This is a genomic window from Enterobacter cloacae complex sp. S3 (assembly GCF_014930495.1).
GTDB lineage: Bacteria > Pseudomonadota > Gammaproteobacteria > Enterobacterales > Enterobacteriaceae > Enterobacter > Enterobacter asburiae_B.
Map to the genome: position 1 here is coordinate 1 of NZ_JADBRD010000122.1, position 377 is coordinate 377.

Sequence of the window (377 nt, forward strand, 5' to 3'; positions counted from 1 at the left end):
TTTTAAAAGGGCTTATTGTTTATGGAACACAATAAGGATTCTTTGGTTTCTATTATTTTACCATGTTCGAGAGTTGATTCATTTTTAGAACAATCATTAAATAGCATTCTCTCTCAAACCTACCGAAATTTTGAGCTTATTATCATTGCTAATGGTGTTAGCGAGGAAGAGTTATTTTTATTAGAGAAGATGTCAAAAACTGACGGAAGAATAAAATTATTACATACGCTTATAAAAGGACTCGCATTTGCTCTGAATTTAGCTATTCATGAGGCAAAAGGAGTCTTTGTTGCACGGATGGATGCTGACGATATTTCTCATAAAGATAGAATAGAAAAACAAGTTGAGTTTTTGGAAGCTAACCCGGATTATTCTGT

General features: G+C 32.6%; 1 protein-coding gene. It reads left to right on the top strand.

Annotation, left to right across the window (positions count from 1 at the left end; all coding sequences use genetic code 11):
• Positions 1-21 precede the first annotated feature (21 nt).
• The coding region (locus IM317_RS23780; RefSeq protein ID WP_193362558.1) for a glycosyltransferase family A protein at positions 22-377 on the top strand (356 nt) is incomplete at its 3' end.